At 47.0% G+C, this 21925-nt stretch carries 15 protein-coding genes; 10 read left to right on the top strand and 5 right to left on the bottom strand.

Annotation, left to right across the window (positions count from 1 at the left end; translation table 11 throughout):
• Positions 1-46: 46 nt before the first annotated feature.
• Together BFC17_RS18115 and BFC17_RS18110 are read right to left on the bottom strand one after the other, a co-directional pair.
• The gene (locus tag BFC17_RS18115; protein ID WP_083271816.1) at positions 47-1351 is read right to left on the bottom strand and encodes a 2-hydroxyacyl-CoA dehydratase family protein; all 1305 of its coding nucleotides are present in this window, start codon (positions 1349-1351) and stop codon (positions 47-49) included.
• Positions 1348-2475 carry a 2-hydroxyacyl-CoA dehydratase family protein gene (locus BFC17_RS18110; RefSeq protein ID WP_070177878.1) on the bottom strand — a complete coding sequence of 376 codons (1128 nt, stop codon included), beginning with the start codon at positions 2473-2475 and terminating at the stop codon, positions 1348-1350. Before BFC17_RS18110 ends, BFC17_RS18115 begins: the two co-directional genes overlap by 4 nt.
• Positions 2476-2843: 368 nt before the next feature.
• Between BFC17_RS18110 and BFC17_RS18100 the strand changes: the two genes are divergently transcribed.
• The 7 genes from BFC17_RS18100 (at position 2844) to BFC17_RS18070 (ending at position 11003) form a co-directional block, all read left to right on the top strand.
• Positions 2844-4013: a 2-hydroxyacyl-CoA dehydratase subunit D gene (locus BFC17_RS18100; RefSeq protein WP_070177876.1), complete on the top strand. Its 1170-nt coding sequence runs from the start codon at positions 2844-2846 to the stop codon at positions 4011-4013.
• A complete protein-coding gene (locus BFC17_RS18095) occupies positions 4010-5206 on the top strand; it encodes a 2-hydroxyacyl-CoA dehydratase family protein (protein ID WP_070177875.1) in 1197 nt (398 codons plus the stop codon). Before BFC17_RS18100 ends, BFC17_RS18095 begins: the two co-directional genes overlap by 4 nt.
• 456 nt (positions 5207-5662) lie before the next feature.
• Positions 5663-6808 (top strand): 2-hydroxyacyl-CoA dehydratase subunit D, encoded by a 1146-nt coding sequence (locus BFC17_RS18090; RefSeq protein ID WP_070177874.1) that lies wholly within the window; start codon positions 5663-5665, stop codon positions 6806-6808.
• Positions 6809-6810: 2 nt separating this feature from the next.
• The gene (locus BFC17_RS18085; protein WP_083271815.1) at positions 6811-8154 is read left to right on the top strand and encodes a 2-hydroxyacyl-CoA dehydratase family protein; all 1344 of its coding nucleotides are present in this window, start codon (positions 6811-6813) and stop codon (positions 8152-8154) included.
• 13 nt (positions 8155-8167) lie between these two features.
• Positions 8168-9394, top strand: a complete 1227-nt coding sequence (locus BFC17_RS18080) for a CaiB/BaiF CoA transferase family protein (protein WP_070177873.1) — start codon at positions 8168-8170, stop codon at positions 9392-9394.
• The gene (locus BFC17_RS18075) at positions 9391-10203 is read left to right on the top strand and encodes a maleylpyruvate isomerase family mycothiol-dependent enzyme (RefSeq protein ID WP_070177872.1); all 813 of its coding nucleotides are present in this window, start codon (positions 9391-9393) and stop codon (positions 10201-10203) included. The genes BFC17_RS18080 and BFC17_RS18075 overlap by 4 nt, the downstream gene beginning before the upstream one ends.
• A complete protein-coding gene (locus BFC17_RS18070; RefSeq protein ID WP_070177871.1) occupies positions 10200-11003 on the top strand; it encodes an SDR family oxidoreductase in 804 nt (267 codons plus the stop codon). Before BFC17_RS18075 ends, BFC17_RS18070 begins: the two co-directional genes overlap by 4 nt.
• A 141-nt stretch (positions 11004-11144) precedes the next feature.
• Here the strand turns inward: BFC17_RS18070 and BFC17_RS18065 are convergent, their stop codons facing one another.
• The gene (locus BFC17_RS18065; protein WP_070177870.1) at positions 11145-11591 is read right to left on the bottom strand and encodes a MarR family winged helix-turn-helix transcriptional regulator; all 447 of its coding nucleotides are present in this window, start codon (positions 11589-11591) and stop codon (positions 11145-11147) included.
• 703 nt (positions 11592-12294) lie between these two features.
• Between BFC17_RS18065 and BFC17_RS18060 the strand changes: the two genes are divergently transcribed.
• Positions 12295-13530 (top strand): CaiB/BaiF CoA transferase family protein, encoded by a 1236-nt coding sequence (locus BFC17_RS18060; protein ID WP_070177869.1) that lies wholly within the window; start codon positions 12295-12297, stop codon positions 13528-13530.
• A gap of 1226 nt (positions 13531-14756) precedes the next feature.
• On the opposite strand, the gene BFC17_RS18055 is transcribed toward BFC17_RS18060, so the two are convergent.
• Together BFC17_RS18055 and BFC17_RS18050 are read right to left on the bottom strand one after the other, a co-directional pair.
• Entirely contained in the window at positions 14757-16217 is a 1461-nt protein-coding gene (locus BFC17_RS18055) for a spinster family MFS transporter (protein ID WP_175439595.1), read from the bottom strand.
• Between the two features lie 401 nt (positions 16218-16618).
• Positions 16619-17233, bottom strand: coding sequence for a 2-hydroxychromene-2-carboxylate isomerase (locus BFC17_RS18050; protein ID WP_083271813.1), 615 nt, complete (start codon positions 17231-17233; stop codon positions 16619-16621).
• A 1029-nt stretch (positions 17234-18262) separates the two neighbouring features.
• On the opposite strand from BFC17_RS18050, the gene BFC17_RS18045 reads away from it, so the two are divergent.
• Both BFC17_RS18045 and BFC17_RS18040 read left to right on the top strand, forming a co-directional pair.
• Positions 18263-20968, top strand: coding sequence for a TonB-dependent receptor plug domain-containing protein (locus BFC17_RS18045; protein ID WP_070177868.1), 2706 nt, complete (start codon positions 18263-18265; stop codon positions 20966-20968).
• Between the two features lie 58 nt (positions 20969-21026).
• Positions 21027-21473, top strand: coding sequence for a MarR family winged helix-turn-helix transcriptional regulator (locus BFC17_RS18040; protein WP_070177867.1), 447 nt, complete (start codon positions 21027-21029; stop codon positions 21471-21473).
• Positions 21474-21925 lie beyond the last annotated feature (452 nt).

Raw genomic sequence — 21925 nt, 5'->3', positions numbered from 1 at the left:
ATGCAGAAGAGAGGGCACCGGCCGACTCTTCGTCACCAGTCCGTGATTAGCCGGCTTTCTGCTCAGCTAATCGCGCTCTGCGCGGTTTTACCTGTTCTTCAATAAACTTACCCATGGCCTGTTTTACCGCTTCTTCATCCCAGGTACGGCCATCTACTAAATCGATGTCCAGTACCAGTAAAGGAATATCAGCTCGTTCTAATGCCGCTCGCAGAAGTCCGTTAACACTGGCTTTTACGGTTACTATGCCTTCACAACCATGGGTTAAAGCCTCGTGTACCTGCCAGTCCATGGTATATAAACCAAAGGCACAGTAACGGCTCGCCAATGCCCGCACAGTATCTGCGCCGTAGCGTGGATACGCATCTATTGCCAGCGACATATAAATACTTTGCACAAATACCGCACCATAGGATTCTTCGAACATGCGGTAAAAAGCGGTGTTTTGCCATAAGCCGGGACCGTACCAGGCAAACCGGTATTCTTCGTTGGGGCAGGTATATTGCTGGGCATCTACCCGGGCACGAATTTCGTCGCGTAACGAAGTAGCGGCATCTACTGCCCACTGTGTACCACGTTGCCACTGAATAGCCATTACGTTACCCAGCATTTCCGACAGCGCTACCGGTGACTTCGGCGAAGTGATAATCATGTTGCGGATGTCTTCAAAAATTCGCTGCTGCCGATTTGATAATTCATTTACCTCGCGCAGTTTTTCGCTGTCGAACTTACGGCCGGTGATTTCCTCGAGCTTTTTAATTAACTCACCATACTGCGACTGCAGGTAATCAATTTGCCAGGCCGGGCACAATGCTTCCCAGCCATGGCGGGACGTTTCCCACCAGCGCAGCGGCATAGGCTTACCGGTTAGCGGTTGCGCCAGACTAATAAACGGAACACCCATTTCAGCGGCATTACGCTCACCAAATTCAACCCGGGTCGCCTCAGGCATTCCCTGCACATACATTGCAGGCTTAGGCAAACCGCCCCACGCAGGCTCTGGGTGCGCGCCATTATCGATAGCGCCAGCTAACGACAATGCACAATAGCGCTCAAGTCCTTTCGAAAACCCTTTTTGTTCCAGCAAATCAAAGTAATACGGCGACAAACGTTTGGCCGCTACAATGCCCGACCACCATTCGTTAGTAACAAAGGGAATATCAAAGGATTCAAAGATTTCATGGGGCGTCATCGCCTCAACTAACAGAAAAGGCTCTCCTCCCTCTACCCGCTGGCGGAGGTTGGCATACCATTCTTTTTGATAGCCACGGATCTTCGGGGTACATTCAAGTTCGAATTTTGACTTACGCCCCTGCGCTGCTGATGACGTTGAGTTAGCTGACTGGCTCATGCCGATACCCTCGCAGTAAGTGTTTGAATGAATTCGTTTAACTGTTGACTAACAGCCTGTTGCTCGGCAGGTATTCTTACATCTTTTAACACCGTCAATGACGGTTTACCGGCGGCTTTAGCGGCCTCCCTCATCGCAGGCACATCCCATCCCCAGATGGGATCCTCGGCATAAAAAATAACGCCGTCGATATCTGCGCGGGTCACTTGTTCAAAGTACCAGCGGCGACGTAATTCCAGTGGCGAAGTACGCTGCAATGGCTGGTTGTCGTGATAGAAGCGGCCAATGGCAGCGATGGGATCGGCGCTGTTTTCAGCTATCTCGCCTGCCGCATAACAGGAACCATAAATATCATCTTCAGCCACGATATTAGCGCCAGCCGCTTCAACCAATGCATGAATACGGTCATCGCCAAGCACACTGCTGCTCACTAAAAGCAGTCGTGGCAGCCCGCTCAGGCGGGTAACACTGGCCATAGCCTTTTCTGCCAACTCAGCATGTTCACTAAAGCTCAGCCAGTTTCCTGCCCCAATAACATTAAGTAGTTCACTGCCTGCCGGGATCGAGTCACCCGCGCGTTCAGCCAGAAGCTGTTTTACCTGCCTGCGCACCGCGTTAGCAGCTACGATTTGCTGCTCTAGTGCACCTGAGGTCACCGGTGTCCCACTCGCCGCACTTAAGCGGCGAACCAAGTCCCGGGTGCGCTCAATCGCAAAATCGCACTGCACTTCGCCGCGCAACATTGGCGTTTCAAAATAGTGGATTGGCGGTAATGATTCAGCAACCAGTGCCATGCGCCGTAGCTCTTCCGTCTGCGCTGCAATAGGCGCATAGGGCGGCGCAAACACCAGCAAATCACAAAAATCCAGCTCACCGCTCAGCACCATTTGCAGTAATGCCCGAACAGGTGGCCGTGCATCAGCAGAAAGCAGTTCATCAGCATCAGGCGTGGGTAACGATAAATCAGGACTGATTGTGACCGGAAAATACCCTGCGGCAAAAACAGGTTCAACGGGCACTCGCCATCCGATAATGCCAACAATACGTTCACCCGTTGCAGCAAGCCGTTTTCCTTCGGCCAGTGATTTGGCCACTGCAGCTTGAGCGGTTGTGCTAGTGCTCATATGATTCTCCAACTATTGTTAATTTTCGCTGCCTGTGCAATTACCCCGAGCGCAGTATTAATTTGTATTGGTAAAACAGTCCTTTTCACCTCACAACACCATCGCTTCATAAGCACACTAAAGTAATGCAGCAATACATTATTTCGGCAATATATCACCGAAAGTTAAATATTGTGAAGAAAAAGTTAAAAAATATTGTTGTACTTACATACAATATTGTGTTTTATAAAAAGAGTTACTGGCTCAGAATTTATGATAATTCCGGCAGCCTCCAAACGCGTTTACCTTTAACGCTCTACGATTGACATAGCCATGGCATGCTCTGCTAACGTGCCCAGGCCCATACAAATATACAAAGAGATAACATAATGTCAGACAGGTTTACCGCATTATTAAATGATTGCCAGGACCCTATCACACTGGCACACAGTATAGTTAACGCACGTTATGATACAGCTAAAGACTGGCATGCTGCTGGTGGTAAGGTCGTGGGCTATTTGTGCGATAATGTGCCAATTGAATTGATAACCGCCGCCGGATTTTTACCCTGTCGGCTGGGTGGAACTGACCTGCCTAAACGCGAGAAATACGCCCAGTTAATCAGCACTCAGGGCCGGGTTTCTGGTTTCGGACTGTCGGTTGCCATACTCGAGTCTTTGCTTAACAGCGAATGTGACTTCGTTGATCACCTGGTTATACCCCATAATCGTAAGGCAATAGAAGCCACTTTCGGCCAGTTATCCCGAGCGTGTGCCCGGGATGCCGATATAAAAGCCCCCGACACCTGGTTGCTGGATCGCACATGGCTTGCCAGCGGCACCAGTGAACGGTTTAACACCAAACAGGTTCTGGCGTTTCGGGCAGTATTGGAAGAATGGCGGGGGAAACCCATCACCGAGGAAGAATTACAAAGCGCTTGTCAGACACACAGTGATAACCGCCAGCTTATCTCAACGCTAATGCAATTGCGCCAACAACAACCCGCCAGTCTGAAAGGCAGCGATGCTTTAGCCATTATCCGGGCCGGCCAGTTAATACCGGCAGAAGACTACAATCAATTGCTAAAGCGTGTCCTTGAACACGCGACGAGCCTGCCCCCCTTAAGCGGTCCCCGGGTCTTTCTGGCCGGCAGTCCTTTTGACCATAACCAGCTCTATCAGACAATTGAACAAGCGGGCGGCATCGTGGTTGGCGAAGACCATTGCTGGGGCATGCGCTGCGTTGAACATGAACTTGGCAACGCCGGTGATGTAATGCAGCAAATATGTGACCGTTATGATCGTACCCCTGGCTGCTCTGTAACCTATCCGCTGCAGCGCAATGTTGATACCTGTTTACTCCGGGCGCAGGCCAGTAATGCTGAAGCCGTTATTTTTGCCGTTATGCAAGGTGATGAAACCCACTTGTGGACCACCGTAGACGAAAAGAAAGCAGCTGAGCAAGCGGGTTTAACAACACTGCAGGTAAGCGAATTAGATTATAACGTCAGCACAGACGCGCAGGCCGTGGTCGCCAATTTTGTTAGGAGTCTTAAATGAAACAAGAACGTCTTGCATCCGTTGACGCAATCCGGACTCTGCGCCGCGCTCAGGTAGCAGCTTCACGCGATGCGGCCCTGGCTGGAGCGCCATTTGCACTGGTTCACAGTGATGAAGCTGAGGAGATTTTTGCCTTAATGGGTATTGATGTGCAGGTGTATAACCCCTGGAACTTTATTATCGTGTCCGAAGGCAAAGCCCCCCACTTCAATCAGGTACTGAACGATCATGGCTACCCTGGACAGCATTTTTTTGCTTTTGGCTACGCCTCTACTTTAGCACCCGAGCAGGCACCCTGGGGCGGATTGCCCAAACCAGCCATAGTGATTGGCAGCACACGCGAAGACCTGGAGCTCAGAGTCACCGAACTTTGGGCGCGGGAATATGGCTGTGAGTATTTTCCACTGGACTTTAATTTTGCCTCAGCAGCTAAAAAATACCCTGGCGCAAACTGGTGGCTGAATATTCGTGAGAACTGGCCGGACATGGTCGACAGCGACCGCCTCGAACTTAGAGTCAGTCAGTTGAAGGAGCTAATTAAGCGGCTGGAAAAATTAAGTGGCAAAACCTTTGATGAGAGCGCTTTGGCAGCGCTGTTAGAGCGGATAAATGTGCAAATGGATGCCTGGGGCGAGGTTTGTGATTTAATTGGTTCAGCTCCCGATTGCCCGGTTAGTTTCAGAGACCAACTGGCCTGTTACCAAATGATGTGGAGTCGCGGCACTGAAGAATCATTGCGCTCTATTGAGGCCTACCGGGACGAAGTGAAAGCCCGGGTAGAAAATGCTGTTGGCGCTTACGGGCCGGTAAAAAAACGTATTTTTTATGCCAGTATGGAAAGCGACCCCAGATTTCACGAACATTTGCGCGTTCAGCACAGCTCAGCCATTGTTGGCGGCCCATATACGACTTGTCCTGACCTGTACGCCAGAACGATTTATGGCGACTCACTGAAAACTCTGGCGGCCCGAAACCTGCTGCTGTTCGCTATTTATGATACTGACTGGTGGATAGCTCAGGCACAGCGTTTACGTGCAGACATTATGATAGCAATAGAGCCACCTAATAAGTACCCCTCTATGCTGGAGCTGGCCTGTAACCGGGCAGGCATTCCCTTTTTATCGCTCCCCTCATCAGCGGCCAGTGATAAAAACCTGAGTAAAATTGATACTTTCTTTAACGCCCTGGACTAATGAGTCATTCAATGTAGCGGGAGTCGATTCCCGCTACACGACCTAATCCAATACCCAGGCGCCTTTCTTTGAGTTTGAGCCCGCATCTGATTCGCAAAATACCTTTCTCAACCCAGAAATTAATAAACAAACCATATCAATAATCACAAATCCAATTCGCTAAAATTGCCGCCAGAAGGGCCTTCCTAGCAAATTAATCAAATAAAAAAGCAGTTCCACCGCCTTCCAAAAACAAACTCAAAGCATTGATATTAAACAATATTATTAAATTAATAATATCTAATAAAATAAAAAATCAATTTTTTAGTCAGCTATACCCGTGTTCTAAATTGACAACTTACAATCTCACATTTATGATTGGTACCATACTATTTTACATAGCATTCACATTATTAGTGTAATATTTTAACTCGGTTATGCGGACTGATTAGAATCAACGTCAAAAGGTAAATAGGGATGAGCGAGACAACAATTAAAGACTTTCACGCTGCCTTTGCCGATCCTCACACTGCGGCCAGAGCCTGGAAGCAGCAAACAGGTGGGCAGGTTGTGGGATGTATAGGTGCAGACGTACCTTACGAACTGATAACCGCAGCAGGTATGCTGCCCGTTCGTATTGTAGGGGAGCCCTGTGCAGCAACAGACACTATAGCGCCTTACGTTGGTGACGGGGTTGACCCCGCAGTTCGCTCTATCGCTGAACGCCTGATTTCAGGTCAGTACGATTATGTGGATCACGTCATTATCTGCAGCAGTCCCTTCATCTACAGTTCACTTTATGAGTTTTTATTAGAGTCGCGAAGAATACACGGCGATATTGGTTTACCCACGCCGGTGATGTTTGATTTTTTCCGCTCTCAGCGCTTAACCGCCAGTTTATACAACCGCGAAACCGTACAACGTTTTAAAGGCCAGCTTGAAGAGTGGTCTGGTAATACCGTCGACGATGACAAAATTCGCGCGGCAATTGCAACCTACAACGAACAACGCAAACTCCTTGGCCAGGTTAACGCATTACGTAGTGGCGATAATCCAACCCTTAGCGGCACCGACGCATTAACCGCAAACGCCACCAGCTTATTACTGCCTGTTGAAAAACATTGTGCAATGCTGAGGGAATTGCTCGCGGCTGATTTACCGAAGGTATCAGGTACGCCGGTTATTTACAGCGGCTCTAATACCGAAAATTGCACGGTATACCAGGCTATCGAAGCGGCTGGCGCGCTTATTGTCAGCGACGATCAGGAGTTTGGCTCAAGTGCATCCGAAGCTCTAGTCGATGAAGCGGCAGAAAACCCAATTGATGCCTTGTGTGACAGGTTGCAGTTTGGACCGCCTCGCGTGCTAGGCAATCAGGTGCATGACCGCGCTGATTACCTCATTAGTAAAGCCAGCCAAACCAATGCTAAAGCCGTAGTCTTCCATATTTTGGCTATCGATCATCCTGCTGCACTGGATTACCCGCGTTTACGTGATCGCCTGCATGGCGCTGCTATCGGTACCACCGAATTTGGCCCGCGCTTATATAACGAAACCGACTTCACCCCAGTAACGACACAAACGCAAGACTTTCTGTCTGAACTGACGACTGCAGAGAAATAATTATGACCAATTCAGCCAAACCAACTGAAATACCCACAAAAAAACCGGCCTACAGCCAGAATTTTGCCCGTGAAAATGCGGCTTATAACCGGGAATGGTTTAAGGATCTGCAACAACGCGTTAAAGGCGGAGAACCTTTTGCCTATGTCCATATAAATGTGCCGCTGGAAATTTTCCGCGCAATGGGCATCAATGTGGTTGTCAACCAATGGTGGTCGTCAGTAGTGGGAGCCAAACGTAAAACGCTGCGCTATAAAAACATGCTTAAGGAGCGGGGTTACCGCGACAACATGTGTGACTACTGCTCAAGTGGTTTAGCATCATTAATGGAAACCGATCCGGAAGAAGCACCATGGGGCGGCCTGCCTAAACCCACCGTTATAGTGTCGGGTAAAGGGTGTTCTGCGGTAGAGAAAATCTTTGATTTATTCTCTGAGGAATACGGTATTCCGCACATTTCTGTAGATGTCGCTGCCAGCCCAATCAGTATTTCTGATGTTGTATCAGACCTGTCTGAAAACTGGGATAAATATTACGATCAGCGACAGATTACCGCATATGTTGAGCAATACCGTGACCTGATTGCCTTTTTAGAACAACACACGGGACAAGTTTTCTCTTACTCCAAGTTTAGAGAAATCATGGCATTAGCCAATGAACAGGAAACCTATTATCAAAAAATTCGTGACTTGATTTTGCAATCTCAGCCAACGCCATTAAACATTGCTGATCAGTTGCCTGCCACGGTAATTCCACAGTGGCACCGGGGGACCGAATGGGCCCGCGATCGCGCCAAACTGTTTTATGACAATACCAAAGCCATGGTTGATGCCGGTGAAGCCGCCTGTAAGGAAGAAAAATTCAGACTGATGTGGCTGGGTGTTGGCTTATGGCAAAACCTCGGCTTTTACGATCATTTCCGCGATAACTACGGTGCCGTCTTTTCCTGGAATGAATACCTGGCATTAGCCGCAGACGGTTATCGAGTTGCCAGCAACGGCGACCCATTAGAAACCGTTGCAGCCCGGATGGTTAACGTGATGACAGTGGTGCGAAACGACCAGTGGTATCTGGACCAGGCTATTGCTGGCGAACTGGACGGTGTTGTACTGATGGGCCTTGGCAGTATTTCCGAAGGTGGCACCTGTGGTTACAGCTTTTCCCGCCCCGCTACTACCGTCAGTCTGTTGAAACGAGCAGGCATTCCGGTCTGTGAAATTCAAGGGGATCCGGTTAACCCTGCCCGCTTTGATGAAGTGGGATTAAAGGCCCAAATTGGCAAATTTATCGAAGAAGAAGTCGCGCCATGGCAAGCAGCCGGCCGTCCACTGAATAACCTGAAATAATAAGGAAAATAGTATGACCAAGCCACTCGAAGGTATCCGGATTGTTGAATTCGGCCATGTATTTGCTGGCCCATTCGCCACCTTTTATTTGGGGTTACTCGGCGCTGACGTGATTAAGATTGAAGCCACCGGACGCGGTGATGCGATGCGTTATTATGGCAACGATCGAACCTATCACGGCATGGCCCCCCATTTCGTAGCTGCTAATACTGGCAAGCGAGCCATTAGCCTTGATTTAAAATCCGCCGAAGGTAAAACCATTGCCGAAAAGCTGATTGCCAGTGCCGATGTGGTGATTGAAAATTACCGTCCGGGTTCGATGCGCCGTTTGGGTCTGGGTTACGAAGATGCCAAAAAGCTTCGTTCAGACATTATTTACTGCTCTGTTTCAGGCTATGGTCAAACCGGTGCCAAACGCGACAATGCCGCCATAGACAATATTGTGCAGGCCACCAGCGGCATGATGGATCTTAATGGTGGTGGCGATATGCCCCATCTTACTACGTACACAGTGGTAGATAGCTACACCGCCACCATGGCAGCGATGTCGGTATTAACGGCGGTACTGCAACGCCAGAAAGACGGCAAAAGCCAGTTTATTGATGTGGCAATGCTGGATTCTGCGGTTACTCTCATGGCAAGCGCAGTTGGCCCTTACCTGGTTACCGGCCAAATGCCTACCGTGTCGAAAGGGCGCGGCATTTCAAACTCGCCTGGTACCGGTCTGTTTCAGACCAAAGACGGTAAATTTGTGTCTTTAGGGATTGTACAGGATGGCCAGTTTGCTGGTTTCTGTAAGGCCGTAGGACGCGAAGACTTGCTGCAAAACCCTGAATACAACTCTACCGTAGGCCGCTCTGAACACCGTGACGTACTGGTGCCAGAGTTTGTTAAGGAAGTCTCCTCCCGCACTGCCGCAGAACTCGATAAATTGCTAAATGATGCCCGTTTACCAGCGGGTATCGTAAGACAATTGGATGAGGTTGTTGATGACCCGGATGTACGGGAGCGCGGATTGATTAAACCAATTACCGTACCGGGTTTACCTAATAACGAAAACGTTGCTGTTGTCGGTCTGGGTTTCCAGTTTGAACATGATGGTCCTGAGCCAAGTCGCCCTGCCCCCTGGTGTGGCGAGCATACTTTTGAAATTATGCAGGAACTGGGTTACTCCAGCGAACAGTGCGCACAAATGCGAAATGATGGCGTTGTCGAACAATACGGGGATAAAAGCGCATGAACCCTGAAGTCGTCGACTTTAAGAATGAGTGCCTCTCGATAGCGGACATTATTAAAGACCTGCCGTCTCAGGCTTACCTGACGCCGACCGGTTTTAAAAACTGGACCATCGAAAATATTTTGTGCCATTTGATTTTAGGTAATCAGGGCGCGGTGTTGTCGCTACAGGATCCAGAAGCCTTTCAGGCACGCTTTAAAGAAATGCGCGCAGAACGTGCTGCCGGTGTCCCCAACGCTGAAGTAGAGCGCGCCCGGGTAGGTGATGCACATGGCGAGGCATTACTTAAGCAATGGCTGCAAAGCGTTGACGAAATCGTTGAAGCCTTTGGTGAAATAGACCTTAAGCAACGTGTTCCCTGGGCTAAAACCATGAGCGCCCGCTCGTCGGTATCCGCCAGATTGATGGAAAACTGGGCCCATGCCCAGGCCATCTACGACATGCTGGGTATCGATCGCCCCGATACTGACAGAATTAGCAGTATTGTTTATCTGGGCGTGAATACCTTTGGCTGGACTTTTGAAAATCAGGGAGTTGCAGCGCCAGGCCCCCGGCCAGCCGTACGACTAAGCACTGGCTCAGGTACAACATGGGAATTCGATGCCCAGGAAGACAGCCAAGATTTAATAGAGGGATCGGCACTGGCGTTTTGCCAGGTTGTTACGCAGGTCCGCAACATTGCCGACACAGATCTGACCGTTATCGGTGAGGTGGCACAAACCTGGATGCAACAAGCCCAGTGCTTTGCAGGCCCGCCACATCCGGTACCCGCCCCCGGCACCCGTCATAAAAAACTGGAGAATATAGAATGAAAGATTTAAGCGAATTTAAAGGAAAGAACGTTTTTGTTGCTGGCGGTACCAGCGGTATTAACTTAGGCATTGCCGAGCAATTTGCCCAAGCTGGTGCCAATGTGGCAGTAATGAGCAGAAATCCGGAGCGGGTTGAAGACGCGGTTAAAGCACTGCTTGAAATCTCGGAAGGCCATCTGGGCTTTGCAGCCGATGTTCGCGACCGTGAATCCGTTGATAAAGCACTGGCCGGTGCTGCCGAAGCACTCGGCCCTCTGGATATCGTGGTTTCTGGTGCGGCGGGTAATTTTGTGGTGGACGCCGCCTCGATTTCTGCGAACGGTTTTAAAACCGTTGTAGACATTGATCTGATCGGAACGTTTAACGTCTTCCATGCATCCCGCCCTTATCTGCGCACACCGGGCGCATCATTAATTGCTATTTCAGCGCCTCAGGGTACCCATCCGCAAGTTGGCCAAATCCATGTTTGCGCCGCTAAAGCAGGTGTGAATATGGTAGTTAAATGTTTGGCGCTGGAATGGGGCCCATTAGGCATTCGGGTTAACGGTATTTCACCAGGCCTGATAGGCGATACCGAAGGCAGAAAACGTCTGTTCCCATCGGCAGAAGCAGAGCAAACCTTTATTACTAATTTGCCTATCGGACGCATGGGCCAAAAACGCGATATCGCCAACGCGACTATGTATCTGTCCAGCGAATTTTCGTCGTTTGTTACCGGTGTTATTCTGGATTGTGACGGCGGTCTGGCGCTGGAAGAAGGAGGCTATACCTTCCGCGATGCGTTGCCACCGGCAAAATAACTTAAACCCGGAGCTTGCTTTGATTTTGATTACATTCAATATGAAATCAGAGCAGGACACCGGGATGGTATGACTAAAATAATTTCTTGCCTTACCCTACAATAATAATCACCACCGTGATCGTTATACAGGCAATCGCTTTTAGCTTTCGCGGTGGGGCATATTTACTTTAAGTAAAAGCGCCAAAAGCATATGGCGCTCGGCATCGTTCAGATTTGCGGTAAATGCGCGCTCTTGTTCGTCAATTCCTATCAGGATCCGCTTTAAGACGTCCTCCCCTTTGGCGGTTACCGAAGCAACCTTCGCACGCTTGTCAGTTTTTGATGCTTTACGCTCAATCAGCCCTTTCTCTTCCAGTCGCGCTAAGGTCTCACCAAATGCAGCCCGCTCGGTGGAATGAACATTGGCCAGCTGACGCTGGTTAACTTCAGGGTTCAGACTAATCACATATAATACCGCGAACTGTTTCGGGCTTAACCCCGTGTCATCAAACCACTCGGTAAAATGCGAATAGATGTTCATTTGAGCAGCGCGCAACTGGGCGGCAAAGAAGTCCCGCGTGCGACCCCATTTAATTGAGTTTTCCATAATGCACCTTTAATTTAGTGACCATACAAACCGGGCACCATTTTTGGCGCAAAGTAACGGTTAGGCCTGACAACCTTTCACCACTCCGATTTTGTTTCTTGTTATTTATCGTTTCGTGTTACTGGCAATACCGATAATCGTCACTAGCACAGTATTGCTGATTCGGGATGCTACCAGATTACAACGGCTTTTACACTTAGATACGTCATGACAAAACATTCTCTGCTTTAACATAACCCTTCACCAGTAAACAAGTATCGCCCGCAGACTATTCACTCGCTGCCATACTGACGGCTTAGCGGTTTGGTAACCTAACCTTTAGGGTAGACCATTACTCGACATAAGTTATGGCGTTACTCAATTTAAAGTCTATCTTTAACGCAGCAGTTCCACGGTTAATTTTTTCCTGAAAGCACCGTTAAATCAGTATTAATTATAGACAAACACCGCCATCACACTTATGATGGTTGCCATACATTATTTTACAAACCATTGGCATTTTTGTTGGTAAATATAAACGTTATTGCAACAATCAAACGGCTTAATTAAGCGTTTACCAATTAGAAATCCAGGTTAATTATTATAAGGACAGCAATGCGAGTCAGTGTTGACACAGGCGGTCACACGCCCGGATACGCTTATCGCGATAATGTATTTTACCGCTGTCCAAACATATAAACCGCAAAGATAAAGGATATACCTAATGCCTCGTCCCTTAGAAAACCTTCGCGTTGTTGATTTCACTCATGCCCTGGCAGGCCCCTACGCGACAAATGTGCTGGCTCAACTTGGTGCTGAAGTAATCAAAGTCGAAAGTCCGCATGGCGATCTTTTCCGCGCCTATGGTGATGACCGAGAGTTGGCAAAACTAGGAATGGGAATTCCATTTGTGGGCTCTAATGCGGGCAAGAAGTCCGTATCATTAGATCTCAAAAAGGAAGAAGCCCGCGAAATAGTGCGTAAACTGATTGCCGAAAGCGACATTGTGGTAGAAAACATGCGCCCCGGAACCATTAAGCGTTTAGGGTTTAGTTACGAGGTATGCAAAGAATTACGACCTGACATTATCTATTGCTCCATTTCAGGTTATGGCCAGGAAGGTCCAATGCGTGATTATCCGGCGATTGATAACGTGGTTCAGGCTACCAGCGGGATGATGATGGTGAGTGGTAGTGAGGAGGATCCGCCAATTCGAGTAGGTGTTCCTGCCGCTGATACTTACACAGCCACCATGGCCGCGTTAGCAATATTGGCCGCAACGACCCAACGTGCACGTTTTGGCACTGGGCAATTTATCGATGTCGCCATGATGGATGCATCATTAATCTTTATGTACGGTTCAACAGCCCAGTATGCGGCAACCGGTGCAGAGCATAAGCGTACCGGTAATATGGGCTTTAGTGGTCAACCCACCTCCGGCTTATTCCGTTGCAGCGATGGCCACCTGGTCTCACTTGGCGTTGTGCAACACAATCAGTGGGTTACTTTTTGTAAAGCAGCCAAGCGCGAGGATTTACTGGAAGATCCGCGCTTTAACACGATTTATGACCGAATCGACAACGCACCGGCCCTGGTGGAAATAATTGAACAGTTATTCCTGACCAAGACGGGTGAGGAATGGGAACGTCAGCTGAGTTTAGGCGGCGTACCCTGTGGCATGATCAGAACCGTGAGTGAAGCAATGGAACTGGAACAGGTTAAACAACGCAATTTGCGTGTTCCTCTTAATATTCCGGGTATGCCAAATGCAGACCTTGGGGTTTTAGGTACCGGCTTCCTGTTTGCCGAAGATGGTCCGGCTGTAGATGGACCTCCTCCGTTTTTAAGTGAGAACGGTGAGGAAATCCTGTCCATGCTGGGTTACAGCAACCAACAAATAGCCGATTTTCTGGCCTCTGGCATTTTACAACCAAGTAAAAAACCGGAAACCGCTAAGTAAACCTTGCCACAAGCAAGTGCTTCCTGTTTTGCGCATTAACCATGCGCAAAACAGGTTTTTTTATTGAACCATCTCACGCACCAACAGCAAACGCCTCGACCTCAAAACCACTCAACTGTGAGCAAAGAATAAAGTTTCCAAAGCAAGTTTTTAATAGCTATAAAAACGGAAATTGCTAGACGCTCTTTGATGGTTATATGAAGACTAAGAGCGGACTTTCCCATAAAGACCGCACAACTCATTCCCGAGCTAATAAATTCGATAAAGCGCCCATCAACGCCCCGCTTAAGGGCAATAACAACAGGGTTAAAACTTGGAGCAAAGCAAGGGAGCCTACGTGTTTCTACCCTTGTTTAACAGCTTGTTATATTACTATTGATACCAAACACTTATCACGATTGTTGAAGGCATCCATGAACCACCACTTTGAGTTTGAATTACTTCTTTTACTTCAATGGAAGGATTTAGTGATAACCAGGTATTAATGTCATCTTCTAACCCACAATCGATATTTTCTAACGGCTTCATCCAGAAATTTAATTTTGGTTTTAAGGTTTTAAGGTTTTAAGGTTTTAAGGTTTTAGTAAAAATTCTAACTTCCATGATCGAAGTAAACTCCATTTTGATTTAGTTATACAACATCTTATTATTAAGAATTCATAGTAACACGCAGTCTTACTTATCCCTAAACTCTCTGCATAATTAATTGATAACAATAGCTTACATCTGATACGAAGCCAGTTTCCAATGATTTTTTGGGATGAATGAAAGAGGGCTGATTAAGGTGAACCAGCCTCTTTAGGAGATCCCTGATATCGCGCTGCGATTCAGGGATGACAAACAGGGGTTGTTTCAGGTTTTGGATAGGGTACTGAAAATATATACTACTCGCTCATAGCTACCATTAGCAGTGCAACAAGCCAATGACCAGTTTACGAACCAACTCGTCTTCCAGAAAGAACATGCATGACTGCTTTTGCGCGTTGGCAAATCCCTGTGTCATTAACCTTTCCCCGCTATTTATCTAGCGCGGAGCCTTCTTAGCTAACTATCAGATATCTGTTTACCCTGCAGGACTTAGCAAGTGCAGGTAAAGCCTAATTATTCGTGCGGTGGGCGATGCAAATAAGACATAGTGATTCAAAAGCAGTTAAAAGGAGGGTGTTTTGGTGGTCTTAAAAATAAGCAACGGAGCATGTTTTCACACTCCGCTGCTCTGATACGACTTAGTCCATTTTAAGACGCATTGTTTTAGCTGCCATACCGTAAAGAACTACCGGTACGATATACAAAACAGCAATGGTACGTAATGCCAGCTCCAGGCCTTCTGATGAAGCCGCGTTACAGGCTTGTTTAACTTCAGCAGCAAGATTAGCCACTCCCGGGCCAGAGCATTGCTCTGAAAACTGTCCGAAGGCTTCCGGAAATGCGCCTACTGCGATCAGGTCACTGATAAAACCAACTAAAGGTGGGCCACTTGAACTGCCAATCATAGTCACGGCAATCAATAATACCGCTGACGCTGTTGCCCGCATTCTGGCTGGCACCAGTGTTTGAATAGCGGCAAAGTTTGGCCCGTTTTTCATGGTTTGGAAAATAGTGGCTGCAATAACCAGCGCCGCCGCCATTTCCCAGGAATCCACCGAATAGGCAAAAAAGAACAGGATACCGGCCCCTAGTGCACCCACCGCAGGAACAACCATATAAGACTGACCATGGGCACCAGAGAAGCGATCTGAAATCCAGCCACCTAACAGCGCACCGGTGAGTCCACCAACACCCAGGCCAAGTGACAGTACAACACCCGCTTCTTGCAGTGTCAGACCAAATTTACGCAGTAAAAATGAAGCCGTGAAAAGCAGAGTTGCCACCATTACCGTGGCACCAGTAGCGGTAGCAATAAATATGGCGACAAATGTTTTGCTGGTAGCTAACCACTTCATGTCTTCTATAAATGTAGACGGAGTGGAATCCTCAATTTTAGCTTTTACCTCTTCTGCGTTAGTTGCAGCAGTTTCGGTACTGGCAGCAGCATCAGCCTCTTTCTTGGCCGCTTTACGCGGGTCTCGAACCAAAATTCGAAACACCACAGCCATAATAAGACCAGGAATGCCTACCGCGATAAACGCCCAACGCCACCCATATTCGTGCGCTACATAGGCTCCCACTAAGGGGGCGATAAAGCCAGCCAATGGTGTGGCCATACCTAAAACGGCAATGGCAAATCCCCGTTGACGCGGCCCAAAATAGTCTGAAGTTAAAGAGTAGACAGACGGCGCACCGCCCCCTTCACTTACACCAACGCCCATCCGGGCCACAAATAATTGAGCATAAGAACCTACTGCTGCACATAACATGGTGAACCCCGACCATACTGCCAGGCTAACACTAAGAATAGTAATCCGGTCATACTTATCAGCTAACCGGGCAATAGGAATTGCAGAAAGACCATACAGGATGCCAAATGCAGGCCCTGTGATTAAGCCCAACTGAAAGTCAGTCAGGCCCATTTCTAATTTTATTGGCTCCTGAACAATAGTCATAACCAGACGGTCGAGATAATTTGACAGCATGATTAGCAGGAGCATCACCATGATGAATATTTGTTGACCTGTCCACTTACCCGTATCGCTACTTAAGACGCCGGCGTTGGGTGAAACCTTCGGCAGTCCCGATTGAATAGTCATGCGGTAATCCTTTCGCTCAAAATAATAGTTTGTCTTTGCGATAGTTAGCATCACACGTGAATGCCAAACACCTGCAACCCCAAAATAATGTAAAGTTACAATACAAAGTTATAACACGAAAAGAATAATTAACAATAGCTTTACAAGATAATTAACATAAAAATAAGATTAATAACATTTAAGGAATTAGCCGAAAAAACAATCTAACCACATGATTTATATATATTTTAAGGCTGCAAAAAAAATATCAGCCATAAAATGATACAAAAATATAAATATCAGTGATAATGGTTAGGCGATTCACAAATATGTCAAAACTTACAACAATTCACCGCTATAACAGCAATGCCCAAGGTGGTTGTGCTGAACAGTTACAGGCTGGATTTTCTGTCTGTTCGCCATTACCAGCCGCCTTGTTCAATCCATTCAAATACCTGATCAACCCTATCACTACCCCAAAACAATTCGTTGTTCACAACCATGGTCGGAGAGCCAAAAACGCCTTTGCTTATGGTTTGTTCTATGTTTTGTCGCAACAACTCTTTACGCTTGGGATCCTCAAGTGCTGCTGCCAGTGCCTTTTGCTCAATACCTGAATCTGCCGCTACCGACACCACAGCTTCAGCGCTGGCAATTTCTTTACCTTCGCACATCCAGCGTCGATAGAGCGCTAACACCAACTCCTCAACTAATTCAGGATGATGCTCTTTAGCCCACAACACGGCTTGCGCGGCGGGGATCGAATTGAAAAGTTGACCCGAGCCTGCCGCCTCGCTCAATTTTAAACCGTAATACCTGGCCTGGCGCCTGGCATCATGCAGTGCATAAGGTCCCTTAAGGGGTGTTTGTAGCAATGGCTTAATCCCCATCGCATCAACTACCGTTGCTTTTAATAAAAATGGCTGCCAGTTTATTGTGCACTGATGTTGCCTGGCTAGTTCAACAATTCTTTCCGCAGCAATCCAACCAAACGGCGAAATGAAGTCAAAGTAAAAATCTATGTTTTGTTTATTCACTGGCTTGTGTCCTTATTTATCAGTTCTCTATTGCTACTAAGGCAATATCACTTTATGTCTTGCCTGCCTTAACGGGTATGTCTCTTAACCAGGTCTACTGCGATAAACCAGACCACCTTGTTAATTAATGGTAAAAGTCCCACCCCAACAAATTAGTACCACAACCATACATAAAACAAAATCACTCGAAAACACTTTCTGATTAAACAGGTGTGTTTTGAGATGAACAGACAGAACTCATAAAAAATGAGCGGCCTCAAAAGAGACAGACACTTATTCAGACGCACTAATATCCGCCTCTTTGCCGACTTCTGACATTAGCAGTCTCAAGTCACCTTGTTTACAGTATCTATTCGAATCAATACAGCGCTGTTTGTTTTAGCATAAGCAAGAAAGCTATCCAGCCTTTCAGACACGGTATAAGTTTTGGGTAATCGCCATTAATTTTTTCTATTTAGCTTAGAGCGATCCAACACAACCCGGCACTCATTTTCAGGCTGATGTTCAGCCCATATTTCTTATTACAACAACCACACATCATCTATCTCAAATTAATCTCTTTAAAGATAGTTGGCAAAACCAACCAAATATCCTTTTCCTACCTTATGCTTACTGTCAGTCACCTGTAGACCAACTATGTAATCTGCATTCAACGGTTTTCTGCCTCACCAAGGAAAGCATTCTCCCTCTCAGTTAAAACAAAAACCCCCCACAATTATAGTATGCAAACCATACATACCCACAAAGAGAAAACCTCCTGAATTTTTGTTAGGAAGCATAAAAAAATCTTCACAAATAAATTACTAAACCACAGCCAAAAAAACAAAAACCCCTATTTTTAAAGGGCCGCGCATATTAAAATTATGTAAACATATTGTTGACAAAGTGAACCTATAGAATCTAGATTAGCTACCAGCTAGAACACAACACAGTACAATTTATAAGCTTTATTGTATGGCTGCATCCACTAAAAGTATGGAAAGCCAACAGAAATAAAGTGATTTTGGACACACAGGTAGGAGACACATAATGAAGTTTACCCGTTCCACGCTATGCACCTCTATTTTGGCTATACTCGCAGCTGCTCATAGCGCCACTGGTATGGCGGCCCAACAAGATACGCAAGAACAACCAACCGATGAAGAAACCGAAGTCATCACGGTTTCTTTCACCGGTACGAGTATTCGTGGCGCAGCCCCGGTTGGTTCTTCATTAATTGAACTGGACAGATCAACCATTGATAACTCTGGGTCAATCAATACGGTTGATATTTTGCGTGAAACGCCACAAGTGTTTAGCTTAGGCGTAAATGATGCCTCGCGGAATGGTAATGGTGGGTCTTCTAATATCGTTTACGGTAACGCAGTAAACATTCGTGGTATCGGTCCCTATGCCACTCTTACCCTGTTAAATGGTCGTCGAATGGTGCCTCAGGGCTCAATTGGTGCAACCGTAGATCCATCAACTATCCCTAGCATAGCGCTAAAACGGGTTGAAATTATTGCCGATGGTGCCTCTGCTATTTATGGTTCTGATGCGGTTGCCGGGGTTGCTAACCTGATTTTACGCCGTAACGTAGAAGGAGCTGAAGTTCAGGCTCAATATGGTACAGGTTCAGACTACAACGAGTATCAAATCGGCGCTATCGCCGGTAAAACCTGGGATTCAGGTCAGGTGACTGTCGCTTTCCAAAATTCTTACCGCAGTAAATTAGAGGGTCGCGACCGTGACTTTTACCGTGCCGATCAAACTGATCAGGGCGGTGGCGATTACCGCGTAACCAGTTGTTCGCCTGGTAACCTTTATCTGGGGGGGGAGACTTATGCAATACCGGCAGGTGGTGCTACAGCCGATAACCTCGTTGCTGGCACACTTAATCGCTGTGATATCGCCACCAACTATACCGACCTGCTGCCAGAGCTGGAATTTTTAAGTGGCGTAATTACTTATAATCAGGACATTACGGATAATCTTTCATTTTTTACCGATGTTCTGATGACCCGTCGTGATGGCCAGCGTGATCGCACACCAAACGGAAGCACCTTCGCAGTACCAGAAACCAATGCATTCTTTGTTGCTCCGGCTGGCGTACCTTTGGATCCTTGCCCAGCAAGTTCAGGCGTAGGCGCTGATGTTGGCTGTGTAAGAGTAGATTATTCTTTTGATCAACCAGTCAGCAGTACCTACAATACCGAAACCTGGCAAATTACCAGCGGTATCGATTACTTGCTGCCGGGTGATTGGTTACTCAATGCATTCGTTACCTATGGCGAAAATACCGAAGATACGTTTGAAGAGTTTCGAGGCATAAATACCGCCGCACTGGTTCCTGCATTATCCAGCAGTGATCCTAATACCGCGCTAAATTTGTTTAATACATCTGCAACGAATCCAGCAGTAATTGACGACGTTCTGAACAGTCACTTTGTGCCTAATAGTGAAGGCAAGCTGTTTGAAGTTGGTGCCAAAGTAGATGGCACCCTGTTTAGCTTGCCAGGTGGCGACATGAAACTGGCTGCCGGCGTTAATTATGTAGAAAATGATGTTACGTTAATGAACGGTCGGGGACCCAGAGAAAATATTGCATTCCGCGATAATCCTCTTAGCCGGGACGTGACATCTTTCTTTACTGAATTGTATGTTCCCCTTATCGGTGACGGCAACAGCATGCCCGGCGTTCAGAGCTTAGTGTTAAACATAGCTGGTCGTATCGATGACTACAGCGATGTTGGTCGTACCGAAAACCCTAAACTGGGTCTTGACTGGGAAGTTAATGACAATCTGGCTTTTCACGCCAGCTATGGTGAGTCTTTCCGGGCACCACTGTTAACCCAGGTTTATTCGCCAAGCGGCTCTAATTTTTATGCCCAGAACTATTACGATCCAACTGTCGATGCCGTTGTAAGAGGTGTTGCATTTACGGGTAATAACCTGGATCTGGTACCAGAAACCGCCGAAACGTTCTCATTGGGTATCGACTACAAGTTTGAAGCACTGCCCGGAGCCACCATGTCTATCAATTATTTTGATGTGGTTTATGAAGGTCAAATCTCTGGTCAACTGGCTAATTTGAATATCTTACGTCAAGAAGATGTTTATGGTTCGCTTATTCTGCGCGGCGAGGCAGCAACTGCCCGTGTTAACGAGCTAATAGCATCCGGAACACGTGTATTAGGCCCTGTAGACGATGTGCTTAACACGCCGGTGTTGATCGATGGTCGTGGTAATAATTTGGGTACCACCGAAACCAGCGGTATTGATTTTAGTGTATCAGTTCCCTTCCAGACGGATGTAGGCGACTTTAAGGCTACTGTTATGGGTACCTGGTTTGAGTCGTATAAAGTTGCACAAACCCCTACTTCTCCGTTGGTTGACGAAGTTAATCACATCGAATATCCGATGCGACTTAGAACTCGTTCATCTATCAGTTGGATGCGTGACGGCTGGCACTTGATCGGCTATGCAAACTACATTAATGATTACACTAACACCTACACTGGTGACAGTATCGACTCCTTCACCACGTATGAGTTCTCTGCTACTTATACCTTTGATGGCAGCATGGGTGATTTCACTAAGGACTTAAAAGTGGGCTTATTTATCCGTAACCTGACGGATGAAGAGCCACCATTTGTTGATATCGCGCCATCTTTAAGTGGTGGTGGTGGTTACGACCCGCAGGTAGCTAACCCAATTGGCCGCGTAGCCACCCTGTCAGTATCAAAAGCGTTTTAACGACACAGAGGGGAGCTGACAAAACATCAGCTCCCCCTGCTTTATTAGCACGATTGATATGATTAGGGATGAACAATTAATTCTGGGCCGGTTGGGCGACTGCACCGGCTTTTTATTACGACGTGTACAATCACAACTGGCAAAGTCTTTTTACACTACCGCAAGTGAGCATCAGTTACGCCCGGGATTGTTTAGTGCTTTGTCGGTCATTGCTGACAATCCAGGCCTCTCTCAACGGGAACTTGCCCGAATAACGAGCCTCGATGGTGCAACCACGGTAAATATTATCGATGCGCTTGAATCCCGTGATTATGCTGTTCGTAAACGAGTAAAAGCAGACAGACGCAAACACGCATTATTTATAACGTCTGCAGGTGTTCAGTTTCTCGATGAATTATTTCCTCTGGTAGAAGACGCCGAAGCAAACGTAATAAACGAGTTAAGGTTAACGGAATTAAACTGGCTTAAAACAGTGCTCGACAGACTCCATCAGAACACCCTATAACCAAAAAATAACATTGGGAATTAACTACAGACTTCACCCTTTTTCAAAAAAGGGGTAAAAACCCATAAATATTAGCAACATAATATCAAGACAAAAAAGCAAAGTAGTATCACCACATTACAATAAATTGTTAACAAAATGTTGACAACACTAACCTTCTGATAATAGATTTAATTGTATAAAGCAGCTTACAAAACAATCCATATTCAGCAGCACACGGGTAATTACAGTTGAAAACCTGGTGATGAGTACATGTTGTAGATACCGGGACAAGAGCGCAGAGATAAGTGAACACAAAGATAGATAACAGAGTGGTAACCAGGGGCGCGGAGACAGACACTTTTATTCTTCAGCAGATTGCCCAGGCAACATAAGCCGCAGAGCATTAGCTTTAAATTCGACCAACTTAGCATTGCTTTTTGTGTTTGCAAGTTAATGAACGACATACGTTA

This window comes from Marisediminitalea lipolytica, from assembly GCF_001758465.1.
GTDB lineage: Bacteria > Pseudomonadota > Gammaproteobacteria > Enterobacterales > Alteromonadaceae > Alteromonas > Alteromonas lipolytica.
Note: the sequence above shows the minus strand (reverse complement) of the source record. Positions and strands in the feature narration are given on the sequence as shown.